Origin of the sequence: Mycobacterium gordonae, from assembly GCF_001417955.2 — a bacterium.
In the GTDB taxonomy this organism is placed as follows: domain Bacteria; phylum Actinomycetota; class Actinomycetes; order Mycobacteriales; family Mycobacteriaceae; genus Mycobacterium; species Mycobacterium gordonae_B.
In genome coordinates, this window is the sequence record NZ_LKTM01000310.1 from 55,784 (window position 1) to 68,292 (window position 12,509).

Sequence of the window (12,509 nt, forward strand, 5' to 3'; positions counted from 1 at the left end):
CGAGCGCAACAGTTGCGGGACCAGCGTGCTCACCCGATTGCCCCGCTCCTCAACCGGCCGCATTTTGCGGCCGGCATTGTCGCCGGGGCTAGTCTGCTCTGATGGCAGCCCGCCACCACACCCTGAGCTCGTCGATCGCCAGTCTGCACGGCGACGAGCAGACGGTGGGCAAGCCCCTCAACGCCGCCGAGCACACCGCGATGCAGCGCACCCGGCTTTTCGGCGCCACCGGCACGGTGCTGATGGCGATCGGGGCCCTGGGTGACGGGGCCCGGCCGGTGGTTCAGGACCCCACCTTCGGAGTGCGGCTGCTGAACCTGCCGTCACGGATCCAGACGGTGTCGCTGACCATGACCACCACCGGCGCGGTCATGATGGCCCTGGCGTGGTTGATGCTCGGCCGGTTCGCCTCCGGCAAGCGCCGGATGTCGCGCGGCGAACTGGACCGCACGCTGGTGTTGTGGATGCTCCCGCTGCTGATCGCGCCGCCGATGTACAGCAAGGACGTCTACTCCTATCTCGCCCAGAGCCAGATCTCGCTGGAAGGGCTCGACCCGTACCGGGTGGGGCCGGCCTCCGGACTGGGCCTGGGCCATGTGTTCACCCTGTCGGTGCCCAGCCTGTGGCGCGAGACCCCGGCCCCCTACGGCCCGCTGTTCCTGTGGATCGGGCGCGGCATCTCGGGTCTTACCGGGGAGAACATCGTCGCCGCGGTCCTCTGCCACCGACTGGTGGTGTTGTTCGGCGTGGCGTTGATCGTGTGGGCGACGCCGCGGCTGGCCCGGCGCTGCGGGGTGGCCGAAGTCAGCGCACTGTGGCTGGGGGCCGCCAACCCGCTGCTGTTCATGCACCTGGTCGCCGGCATTCACAACGAGGCGCTGATGCTGGGGCTGATGCTGACCGGCGCGGAGTTCGCCTTGCGCGGCATCGATTCTGATCGGCCGCTCAAGCCGCAGTCGTGGCGGATCGGCCCGGACTGGCAACCACTGGGTCTACTGCTTGGCGGTTCGGTCCTGATCGTGCTGTCGTCGCAGGTGAAGCTGCCGTCACTGCTGGCACTGGGCTTCGTCACGATGGCACTGGGCTACCGGCTGGGCAGCACGGTCAAATCGTTCCTGCTGTCGGGCACCGCGATGGCGGCCCTGACCCTTGCGGTGATGGGTCTCGTGGGCTGGGCCAGTGGGCTCGGTTTCGGCTGGATCTACACGCTGGGCACCGCCAACGTGGTGCGCAGCTGGATGTCGCCGCCGACCTTGCTGGCACTGGGCACCGGTCAGGTCGGCATTCTGCTCGGCCTCGGCGATCACACCACCGCCATCTTGTCGCTGACCCGCGCGATCGGCGTGCTGATCATCATGGTGATGGTCTGCTGGCTGCTGCTCGCGGTATTCCGCGGCCGGCTGCACCCGATCGGCGGCCTCGGGGTGGCGCTGGGCCTCACCGTGCTGCTGTTCCCCGTCGTGCAGCCCTGGTACCTGCTGTGGGCGATCATCCCGCTGGCCGCCTGGGCCACCCGCACCAAATTCCGGGCCGCCGCCATCGTCGTCACCCTCATCGTCGGCATCTTCGGCCCCACCGCCAATGGCGACCGCTTCGCGTTGTTCCAGATCGTCGACGCCACGTTGGCCAGTGCCTTCATCGTGGTTGTGCTCATCGCGCTGACCTACCACCGGCTGCCGTGGCGGCCCCTCCCCGAAGAAGACGTGCAACCCGAGCCGTCGGTGACACTCGTCACTCCGGCCGCTGCTGCGCTGCCCGGGAAGGCCACCCCGGCTCCCGAGGCGGCGCCCGACGCCTACGCTGATTCCACGTGAGCTCCGTCCCCCACGACCGCGATATCGCGGTACGACTGCGCGGGGTGTGCAAGCAGTACGGATCAGTAAAGGCCGTCGCCGGCCTCGATCTCGAGGTGCATGCCGCCGAGGTGTTCGCGCTGTTGGGCCCCAACGGCGCCGGAAAGACGACCACAGTCGAGATGTGCGAGGGCTTCATGCGCCCCGACGCCGGCAGCATCGAGGTGCTCGGGCTCGACCCGATCGCCGACAACGCGCGCCTGCGCCCCCGCATCGGCGTGATGCTGCAGGGCGGCGGCGGCTATCCGGCGGCCCGTGCCGGCGAGATGCTCAATCTGGTCGCGTCCTACGCCGCCGACCCGTTGGACCCGGCCTGGCTATTGGAAACCCTCGGCCTGACCGAGGCGGCGCGCACCACTTACCGGAGGCTCTCCGGCGGGCAGCAGCAACGGCTCGCGCTGGCATGTGCTCTGGTGGGACGGCCCGAGCTGGTTTTCCTCGACGAACCCACCGCAGGCATGGACGCCCACGCCCGGCTACTGGTGTGGGAGCTGATCGACGCGCTGCGCCGCGACGGCGTCACCGTGGTGCTGACCACCCATCAGCTCAAAGAGGCCGAGGAACTGGCCGACCGGCTGGTCATCATCGATCACGGCACGACGGTCGCGGCCGGCACACCGGCGGAGCTGATGCGCAGCGGCGCCAAGGACCAACTGCGGTTCAGCGCGCCACCACGACTCGACCTCTCGCTGTTGACGGCCGCGTTGCCCGAGGACTACCGGGCCAGCGAGATATCGCCGGGTGAATACCTCGTCGAGGGCGCGGTGGGCCCGCAGGTGCTGGCGACGGTGACGGCGTGGTGTGCCCGGATCGACGTGCTGGCCACCGACCTGCGTGTCGAGCAGCGCAGCCTCGAAGATGTCTTCCTGGATCTGACCGGCAGGAGGCTGCGATCGTGAGCGACGTCTTCCCGGCCGGAACCTTCACACCCGACCCGCGTCCCAGCGCCGTGCCCCGGATGCTGGCCGCTCAGTTCAGCCTCGAAGCCAAGCTGCTGCTGCGCAACGGCGAGCAGCTGCTGCTGACCATGTTCATCCCGATCACGCTGCTGATCGGGCTCACCCTGCTGCCCTTCGGCTCCTTCGGCGAGCATCGCGCGGCGGTCTTCACGCCGGCGATCATGGCGCTCGCGGTGATCTCCACCGCTTTCACCGGCCAGGCGATCGCCGTCGCCTTCGACCGCCGCTATGGCGCACTGAAGCGGCTCGGGGCCACTCCGCTGCCGGTGTGGGGAATCATCGCCGGCAAGGCGCTGGCGGTGGTGTTCACCGTCTTTCTGCAATCAATTGTGTTGGGCGCCATTGGTTTTGCGTTGGGCTGGCGTCCACCGTTGGCGGCCCTGGCGCTGGGTGGCGCGGTGATTGCGCTGGGGACTGCCGGATTCGCGGCGCTGGGCCTGTTACTCGGCGGCACCCTGCGGGCCGAAATCGTGCTGGCGCTGGCCAACCTGTTGTGGTTCGCCTTCGCCGGGTTCGGCGCGCTGACCCTCGAGACGGGCGTGATCCCGGCGGGCGTGAAGTGGGCGGCGCGACTGACACCCTCAGGGGCGCTGACGGAGTCGCTTTCACAGGCCATGAGCTTGTCGGTGGACTGGTTCGGGTTGGCGGTACTCGCGGTGTGGGGCGGCGTGGGCGCACTGGCGGCGCGGCGTTTTTTCCGCTTTGTGTGACTTCTTGCCGCGACACTGCCACCACGGACTCGACACGCCGTCGCGGGTGTGCGTGGCTTCAATCTCGGGGGAACCGGTGGGCTGTTCGGACTCGTCCAAGCTTGTGTGGACAGAGTATGCATCGGCAGCGAGGCGTTGCAGCAGGGAAGAGTCAGCCGGTATCAGCTACGAACGCAGTACCGGGCGATCTACCCCGACGTCTACGTGCCGCATGACATGCAACTTTCGTTACGCGTTCGCTCGGCGGCCGCGTGGTTGTGGTCAGGTCGCCGCGGGACCTTGACTGGGCTGGCCGCCGCGGCGTTGCACGGCTCGGACTGGGTCGACGACGACGAAGCCATCGAACTGATGTGGCGGAATGCCCGCCCGCCCACCGGAATAATCACCCGCAACTGCCGGATGGGCATCGACGAAGTCACCCGGGTTGCCGGTCTGCCCGTGACCACACCTGCCCGGACGGCCTTCGACCTGGGGCGGCAGCTCACCGCTGCTGATGCGATGGCGCGCCTCGACGCACTGATGCGGGCATCACCGTTTTCCACCGACGCGACGTTGATGCTCAGCACGCGATACGCCGGAGCCCGAGGCGTCCGACAACTCAGAACGCTGCTCTCCCACATTGACCCGGGTGCTGCTTCACCGAAAGAGACCTGGCTCCGGATGCTGCTGATCGACGCTGGACTACCCACTCCCGAGACCCAGATTCCCGTGGTGGTCAAGTTCCGGACAGTGGCCCTGCTCGACATCGGTTGGGAGCGATTCAAGGTCGCCGTCGAGTACGACGGTGACCAACACCGCACGAACCGGCGCCAATACGTGCGCGACACGCGCAGATTGAAGGAGCTCGCCGAGCTCGGCTGGATCGTCATCCGGGTGATCGCCGAGGACCGGCCCGACCAGGTTGTGCGGGAGGTCGCCGCGGCACTGCGGCGCCGCGGCTACCGCGACACTGCCACCACACACACAACACGCCGTCGCGGCTGTGCGTAGCGTCAATCTGGCCGCGGGTGGCCGCGAGGCCCGGTTCTACTACGTGACGTAGTGGTCGTTACCATCGGGCGGTGGCCGTCGGACGAGCGCTGATGCGGTTGGTGGACCTGCTCCCCAACCCCAGCCTGCGTGTCCAGCGCATCATCGCGGCGCTCGTGATCCTCACCCAGGGCGGCATCGCGGTCACCGGTGCCATCGTGCGTGTCACGGCCTCCGGGCTGGGTTGCCCCACCTGGCCGCAGTGTTTTCCCGGCAGCTTCACCCCCGTCGCGGTTTCCGAAGTACCGCGCATCCATCAGGCCGTCGAGTTCGGCAACCGGATGATCACCTTCGCGGTGGTCATCACCGCGGCCCTGGCGGTGCTGGCGGTGACGCGGGCCCGCCGGCGCCGCGAGGTGCTGGTCTACGCATGGCTGATGCCCGCCTCCACCGTCGTGCAGGCCGTCATCGGCGGCATCACCGTGCGCACCGGACTGTTGTGGTGGACGGTGGCGATCCATCTGCTGGCGTCGATGACGATGGTGTGGTTGTCGGTGCTGCTCTTCGTCAAAGTCGGCGAGCCCGACGACGGCGAGGTTCGCCGGCGGGTCGCCAGGCCGCTGCGGCTGCTGACCGTGTTGAGCGCGATGAACCTGGCCGCGGTGCTGGTCACCGGCACCCTGGTGACAGCGACCGGACCGCACGCCGGTGACAAGAGCCCGAGCCGGACGGTGCCGCGGCTGAAGATCGAGATCAACACTCTGGTGCACGCGCACTCGTCGCTGCTGGTCTCCTACCTGTCGCTGCTGGTCGGGCTGGGCTTCGGGCTGTGGGCGGCGCGGGCCGGCCGCCCGGTGATGCGGCGTCTCGGGTTGCTGGTCGCGCTCGTCGTCGCCCAGGCCGGCGTGGGCACTGCTCAGTACTACACCGGTGTCCCCGCCGTGCTGGTCGCCCTGCACGTGGCCGGCGCCGCGGCCTGCACGGCGGCCACCGCCGCGCTATGGGCGTCGATGAGAGAACGGGCCGAGCCCGAGGCGCTCCAGAGCTGACTCGACGGCCAGGGCGAACTCGCGCTGAGCCAGGCTTCGCGTTTCGGCGTCCAGGCGCAGCCACCCCAGCGACGGGTCGATCAGCTGGAACTCCAGCAGTCGTGCCCCGGACAGGTGCACCCGCGCGTAGAGCAGCTCACCCGGGGCGGCCTGGACGGCCGCCGAGCCGATATCCCAGAGCTCGAAGTCAGCCTCACCCTGATGCAAACCGCCGTCCTGCGTGGTGAAGGCGTGTGACGGTTTGCCGCCGATGAAGATGAGCACGGTTTCCGGCTCGGCATCTGCCTGCACGAACACGCTCTCGCGGCGGCCCTTGATGTAGGCCTCGGCGTCCAACCGGTCGGTGAATCGTCGCAATCCGGTGCCGCGGGTAGCGCCGACGTAGACGTGGCCGTCCGACGGTAGCCGCATGGACTCCCCCGGCTCGTGCATCGGACCCGACACGGTCGGTACGCCCCGCTGCGCCAGGTCCTCGAGGTAGCGGCGATCGGCGTTCCAGGCGATGACGTCCGCAGGATTCAGCAGGTGCTGCACGCGGGTGGTCCATGCCAGAAATTCGGGTAGTCGCGTGGCGTAGTCCCCGGCGTCGCGCAGAATCACCAGATGCGCGTCGGTCACGTCCGGGTCGTCCCAGGGCAACCACCGGGCGTGCAGGCCGCGGGTGCGCAGGGCGGCCACCAACCCGGCATCATCGCCGGCGGCTCGCTTCGGACCGCCCGCCAACACGATGCGCGGATGGAAGGTGTCCGGTCGGGCTAACTTCATGCCCGGGCATGATATCGGCATGCATGCGATTGAAGTCGGCGAAACCGGCGGCCCCGAAGTCCTGCAGTACAACGACATCGCCCAGCCCGAGCCAGGTCCCGGTGAACTGCTGATCCGTTCGGAAGCCATTGGCGTCAACTTCATCGACACCTACTTCCGCTCCGGTCAGTACCCGCGCCCGCTTCCGTTCGTACTGGGCTCCGAGGTGTGCGGGACGGTGACCGCGGTCGGCCCGGACACCGGGGGCGACATCAACGTCGGCGACCGGGTGGTGAGTGCCTCAGCCAATGGCTCTTATGCCGAATTATGCACGGCCCCAGCATTTTTGACCGCCAGAGTCCCAGATGGCATCAGCTCGGAGGTGGCCGCATCGGCGCTGCTGAAGGGGCTGACCGCGCAGTACCTGCTGAAGTCGGTGTATCCGGTGCAGCGCGGAGACAGCGTGCTGGTGCACGCCGGCGCGGGCGGCGTCGGGCTGATCTTGACGCAGTGGGCGACGCACCTCGGGGCGCGGGTGATCTCGACCGTGTCGACGCCGGAGAAGGAACGACTGTCCCGGGATGCGGGCGCCGCCGAGGTACTTCCCTACCCCACCGACGCCTACCAGTTCGGCCAGCAGATTCGCGGGCTCACCGGCGGCGCCGGGGTGGCCGTGGTTTATGACGGGGTCGGCGCAACCACATTCGATGCCAGCCTGGCGAGCCTGGCCGTCCGCGGGACGCTGGCGCTGTTCGGCGCGGCCAGCGGACCGGTATCGCCCTTCGATCCCCAGCAGCTCAACTATGCCGGATCGGTGTACCTCACCCGGCCCTCGCTCGCCCACTTCATCCGCACCGGTGAGGAGTTCAGCGGGAGGGCGGCCGAACTGTTCGACGTGATCGGCAGCGGGGCCGTCCGGGTCGAGGTCGGCGGTAGCTATCCGCTGTCCGAGGCCGCGCGCGCCCACAGCGATCTGGAGGGCCGCAAGACCACCGGGTCGATCGTGTTGCTGCCCTAGCTACCGTCGGGCCGGTCCTCGTCCCAGCTCGTGGGGATCATCGGTAACGTCGGTCCGCCGCCGAACGGGTCGCCGGCCAGGGTGATCAGGCCGGCCGGCCGGACCCCGTCCTTCCGCACGGTGCCGGTGAAACCTAACGGGCCGGCACCCTGCTCGGAAACTTCCGGCCCGTCGTCGCCGAAATCGGTTGGCAGATCTGCGAATTCATCGGCATAGCCGCGCTGCGGCTCGCCCTGTTGGCGGCGCTTGCGCGCCTTTCTGCGCGCCGCGGTGGCCGCCGCGACAGCGGCGCTATCCGGTTCCGGGGCCTTCGCGCGGACAGTTGCGGTCGTGTTGCCGCGATGCACCGGCCCGAAGCCGACCCCCGGCCCGCCGCCAATCGCATAGGGAACGAACGCTTGGCCGGCCGGCGCGGGCGGCGGCGCCGAGGTGGAGGTTGTGCTGATGGTGCTCACCGTCGATACGGGAGCGGCCGGCGCGGCACCCGGCGCCACCGACCCGGCGAGAGCCGGGGCGAATTTCGCCGGGGCCGCCGCGGCGACTTCTGCCACAGGCACCAGCTCCGGCACGACCGCCAGCTCGGTGGGCGGTATGGCGGCCAACGCCGCCAGCGCGGCGACACTGGCCGCCGCGGCGGGCAGCGTGGCCAGCGTCGACCACAATGGTGAGGACGCGATCGCGGCGGCGAGCACGGGGTGGACCGCCAGATACGCGATGATCTGGACCGGAGTGATGCCGCTGAGCGACTGCAGGGCAGCCACCGGATTGGTCAGCAACAGCTGAATCCAGTCCTGCAAACCCTGGAAATCCTGGACGAACAGGAAGAGCCGGGAGATCCAGTAGCCCGGCTGCCCGGGCACCGTGTAGGAGGCGTATGGGATTCCATTGAGGGTGCCGGCGGAGGGATCCCAATTGATCCCGATCAGCCGCAGGGCAAATTGGAAGAGCTGCTGCGGGATCTGTTGGATCTGCTGCCACGGGTCCGACGCCGCGGCGGCGGAAACTATCTGCGGCGCCGGGCCGGTCGTCGGAGTTTCGGCCAACGCCGAGGCGGAAACGGCTTCGTAGGTCACCATGATGGTGGCGGCCTGAACCCACATCCGAACGTAGTCGGCCTCGTTGAGCGCGATGGGGATCGTGTTGACGCCGAAGAAATTCGTCGCGGTAAGCACGGCGTGGGTGGCGTGATTGGCCGCCAACTCGAGCAGCGTCGGCATGGCGGCCAGGGCGGCGGTGTAGGCGGCCGCGGCCACCTCGTGCTGGGCAGCCGTCGCAGCGCTCTTGGCACCCGCAGCAGTCAGCCACTGCAGGTATGGCAGGTGCGCGGCCACGTAGGATCCGGCACTCGGGCCATCCCAGCAACCGGCCTGCACTGCGGCCAGGATTGCGGCGAGTTCGTCTGCGGCGGAGGCATATTCGGCACTGAGGGCAGCCCAGGTCTCGGCGGCGGCCAAAAACGCACCCGGGCCCGGTCCACTGCTCAGCAACGCCGAATGCACCTCCGGAGGCGAAGCCATCCAGATGGGGTCGGTCATCGTCAGCCGGTACTGGGCGGATACCCGGTAGCCGCACAGGAGGTGCACGGCCCTGTGGGTACGACGCATAACGTCATGCCGAACACTCCTCTCGCCGTCGGGTACATCGAAATTCGATATCGCGACGGGCAGTAGCGCAAATGGAGGATGTTCGGCGACGGGTATCAGGCGGCCGCCGCCCGGTGATCGAAACGTGTTGTCAGAACACTAATTTGGTACGGGCAGCCGCATAGGTGCGGGGTTTGGATCGCGCTGGTTCTGACTCGAACCGGGGGGACGCGCCGACAGCGAAGATCACGACGCGCCGACGGCGTGTCCTGTCGTGAAGTTCACAGTCGGCGCGGCGGGGACCGCTGCGGGTGGATCAGAACAGCGTGGGCAGCGCGATCGCCGAGTCCACGGCCAGCGCGCAGAACACCAGCGCCAGGTAATTGTTCGACTGCAGGAACAACCGCAGCGGCTTCACCGGCTCCCCTGCCCGCACACCCGCGTACAGCTGGTGGGCCATCGCCAGGAACCACACGCCGGCCACCACTGCCACCGCGGCATACAGCCACCCGGCCGCCAGCGCCAGAACGAAGGTCGCCAGGACCGTGAGCCAGGTGTAGATCACAATCTGCTTGGTGACCTGACGCTCGGTCGCCACCGCGGGCAGCATGGGCACGCCGGCGACTTTGTAGTCCTCCTTGTACCGCATGGCCAGCGCCCAGGTGTGCGGCGGAGTCCAGAAGAAGATGATCGCGAACATGGCCAACGCGGGCCAGCCGATGGTCCCGGTGACGGCCGACCACCCGATCATCACCGGCATGCAGCCGGCCGCGCCGCCCCACACCACGTTCTGCGCCGTGCGCCGCTTCAGCAACAGCGTGTAGACGAACACGTAGAACGCGATGGTGGCCACGGCCAGCAGCCCCGACAGCAGGTTGGTGGTCCACCACAGCCAGCAGAACGACCCCACGCTCAGCGCAAGGCCGAAGATCAGCGCGTTGCGGGTCGGCACCGCGGCGCGCGCCAGCGGCCGTCGAGCGGTCCGCTTCATCACCTTGTCGATATCCGCATCGGCCACACAGTTGAGGGTGTTGGCCCCGCCGGCGGCCATCATGCCCCCGACCAGCGTGTTGAGGATGAGCAGCGGGTCGACCGAGCCGCGGTGCGCCAGCAGCATCGCCGGGATCGCGGTGACGAGCAGCAGCTCGATCACCCGTGGTTTGGTCAATGCCAGGTACGCCAACAGGACGCCGGTGATCCGGCCTGAAGTCCGGCCCGGCGCTTCGATGTCTGGGCGCCCGCGAACGCTCAAAGCATTAACTCCTCGGGAAAATCGCAGCCGCGCGCAGCTTCTACTACGCATGATGGTAGACCGCGCCGGCACGGCCACAGCCCCGCAGGGTCGATCTACCCGAATTTTCTCGACCTATCCGCCCGCACGGCGCTGATGAAAGCCACCAACCCGCGACACGATATTTTCACACAGGCTTCGGCGGGTACACGCAATCTGGGCCTGCATGCGCCGGCAATCCCGCACTAGGGTGGGATTGATCAGTTTGATGACCCCAGGACTGAGGACTGAATGACCACACTTGAAGAGATCTCCGAGCTCACCCGCCCGCACCACCCCGACGACTGGACCGAGATCGATTCGGCTGCGGTCGACACGGTCCGGGTACTGGCCGCCGACGCCGTCCAGAAAGTCGGCAATGGTCACCCCGGAACGGCGATGAGCCTGGCCCCATTGGCATACACGCTGTTTCAGCGCGCCATGCGCCACGACCCCAGTGACGTCCACTGGCTGGGCCGCGACCGGTTCGTCCTGTCGGCCGGCCACAGCAGCCTGACTCTCTATTTGCAGCTCTACCTCGGTGGGTTCGGGCTCGAGCTGGAAGACATCGAGGCGCTGCGCACGTGGAAGTCCAAGACTCCGGGACACCCCGAGTTCCGGCACACCGCCGGCGTCGAGATCACCACCGGCCCGCTGGGCCAGGGGCTGGCTTCGGCGGTCGGGATGGCGATGGCGGCACGCTATGAGCGCGGTCTGTTCGACCCCGATGCCGATCCCGGCACCAGCCCGTTCGACCACTACATCTACGTGATCGCCTCCGACGGAGACATCGAGGAGGGCGTCACGTCGGAAGCGTCGTCGCTGGCCGGGGTGCAGCAGCTGGGCAACCTGATCGTGTTCTACGACCGCAATCAGATCTCGATCGAGGACGACACCAATATCGCGCTGTGCGAAGACACCGCTGAGCGCTACCGCGCCTACGGGTGGCACGTCCAGGAGGTGGACGGCGGCGAGAACGTCGTCGGCATCGAGGAGGCGATCGCGAACGCGAAGGCCGAGACCGGCCGGCCGTCGTTCATCTCGCTGCGCACCATCATCGGCTTCCCCGCGCCCAACCTGATGAACACCGGCAAGGCGCACGGCGCGGCGCTCGGTGACGACGAGGTGGCGGCTACCAAGAAGATCCTCGGCTTCGACCCGGACAAGACCTTCGAGGTCCGCGACGAGGTCATCGCTCACACCCGCAAGCTGGTGGACCGGGGCCGGGAAGCGCACCAGAAGTGGCAGACCGACTTCGACGCCTGGGCGGAGCGCGAGCCCGAGCGCAAGGCGCTGCTGGACCGGCTCACCGCCGAGGAGTTGCCCGAGGGCTGGGACGCAGACCTGCCGCACTGGGAGACCGGCGACGACGCCGTCGCCACCCGGAAGGCGTCCAACGAGGTGCTCAACGCCGTCGGGCCGAAGCTGCCCGAGCTGTGGGGCGGCTCGGCGGACCTGGCCGGCAGCAACAACACCACCATCAAGGGCGCCGAGTCCTTCGGTCCGCCCTCGATCTCGACCAAGGACTACACCGCGTCCTGGTACGGCCGAACGCTGCACTTCGGGGTCCGCGAACACGCGATGGGCGCCATCCTGTCCGGCATCGTGCTGCACGGCCCGACCCGGGCTTACGGCGGGACGTTCCTGCAGTTCTCGGACTACATGCGCCCGGCAGTGCGGTTGGCGTCGCTGATGGACATCGACACCATCTACGTGTGGACGCACGACTCGGTCGGCCTGGGCGAGGACGGCCCGACGCACCAGCCGATCGAGCACCTTTCGGCGCTGCGAGCCATTCCGAACCTCTCGGTCGTACGACCTGCCGACGCCAACGAAACGGCCTACGCCTGGCGTACGGTGCTGGCCCGGGGCAACGGCAGCGGGCCGGTCGGCCTGATCCTCACCCGGCAGAATGTGCCCGTCCTGGACGGCACGGACCTGGACGGCGTGGCCCGCGGTGGCTACGTGCTCGGCGGCACCGAGGGCGATGAGGAGCCCGACGTGGTGCTGATCGCCACCGGCTCCGAGGTGCAGCTGGCCGTCGAGGCAAAGAAGCTGTTGGCGGACAAGGACATTCTGGCGCGGGTCGTGTCGATGCCGTGTGTGGAGTGGTTCGAGTCGCAGCCCTCCGAATACCGGGACAGCGTGCTGCCCCCCTCGGTGTCGGCGCGGGTCGCCGTCGAAGCCGGAGTCGCGCAGTCGTGGCACAAGCTGGTCGGCGACACCGGCAAAATCGTGTCGATCGAGCATTTCGGGGAATCCGCCGATTACAAGACGCTGTTCCGCGAGTACGGCTTCACCGCCGAAGCCGTCGCTGCCGCTGCGGAAGAAGCACTGGATAACTGAGAAAAGGT

General features: G+C 68.2%; 10 protein-coding genes. 7 read left to right on the forward strand and 3 right to left on the reverse strand.

The window, feature by feature from the left end:
• Positions 1–101 precede the first annotated feature (101 nt).
• From mptB to AO501_RS20580, 5 genes are all read left to right on the forward strand, one after another.
• Positions 102–1,814: a polyprenol phosphomannose-dependent alpha 1,6 mannosyltransferase MptB gene (gene mptB / locus AO501_RS20560; protein WP_055579457.1), complete on the forward strand. Its 1,713-nt coding sequence runs from the start codon at positions 102–104 to the stop codon at positions 1,812–1,814.
• Positions 1,811–2,752 (forward strand): ABC transporter ATP-binding protein, encoded by a 942-nt coding sequence (locus AO501_RS20565; protein WP_055579458.1) that lies wholly within the window; start codon positions 1,811–1,813, stop codon positions 2,750–2,752. The genes mptB and AO501_RS20565 overlap by 4 nt, the downstream gene beginning before the upstream one ends.
• 59 nt (positions 2,753–2,811) lie before the next feature.
• The gene (locus AO501_RS20570; protein ID WP_082658758.1) at positions 2,812–3,522 is read left to right on the forward strand and encodes an ABC transporter permease; all 711 of its coding nucleotides are present in this window, start codon (positions 2,812–2,814) and stop codon (positions 3,520–3,522) included.
• Positions 3,523–3,627: 105 nt separating this feature from the next.
• Positions 3,628–4,512 (forward strand): endonuclease domain-containing protein, encoded by an 885-nt coding sequence (locus AO501_RS20575; RefSeq protein ID WP_055579592.1) that lies wholly within the window; start codon positions 3,628–3,630, stop codon positions 4,510–4,512.
• A 92-nt stretch (positions 4,513–4,604) separates the two neighbouring features.
• Entirely contained in the window at positions 4,605–5,540 is a 936-nt protein-coding gene (locus AO501_RS20580; RefSeq protein WP_082658759.1) for a COX15/CtaA family protein, read from the forward strand.
• Here AO501_RS20580 and AO501_RS20585 read toward each other — a convergent pair.
• Entirely contained in the window at positions 5,490–6,305 is an 816-nt protein-coding gene (locus AO501_RS20585; RefSeq protein WP_055579460.1) for a hypothetical protein, read from the reverse strand. The two genes, AO501_RS20580 and AO501_RS20585, sit on opposite strands and share 51 nt — an antisense overlap.
• 19 nt (positions 6,306–6,324) lie before the next feature.
• Between AO501_RS20585 and AO501_RS20590 the strand changes: the two genes are divergently transcribed.
• Complete coding sequence (locus tag AO501_RS20590) at positions 6,325–7,302, forward strand: quinone oxidoreductase family protein (protein WP_055579461.1); 978 nt, start codon at positions 6,325–6,327, stop codon at positions 7,300–7,302.
• On the opposite strand, the gene AO501_RS20595 is transcribed toward AO501_RS20590, so the two are convergent.
• Together AO501_RS20595 and AO501_RS20600 are read right to left on the reverse strand one after the other, a co-directional pair.
• The gene (locus AO501_RS20595; RefSeq protein ID WP_055579593.1) at positions 7,299–8,837 is read right to left on the reverse strand and encodes a PPE family protein; all 1,539 of its coding nucleotides are present in this window, start codon (positions 8,835–8,837) and stop codon (positions 7,299–7,301) included. The two genes, AO501_RS20590 and AO501_RS20595, sit on opposite strands and share 4 nt — an antisense overlap.
• A 364-nt stretch (positions 8,838–9,201) precedes the next feature.
• Positions 9,202–10,137, reverse strand: coding sequence for a heme o synthase (locus AO501_RS20600; protein WP_082658751.1), 936 nt, complete (start codon positions 10,135–10,137; stop codon positions 9,202–9,204).
• 270 nt (positions 10,138–10,407) lie between these two features.
• On the opposite strand from AO501_RS20600, the gene tkt reads away from it, so the two are divergent.
• Positions 10,408–12,501 (forward strand): transketolase, encoded by a 2,094-nt coding sequence (gene tkt / locus AO501_RS20605; protein WP_055579462.1) that lies wholly within the window; start codon positions 10,408–10,410, stop codon positions 12,499–12,501.
• The last annotated feature ends 8 nt before the right edge of the window (positions 12,502–12,509 follow it).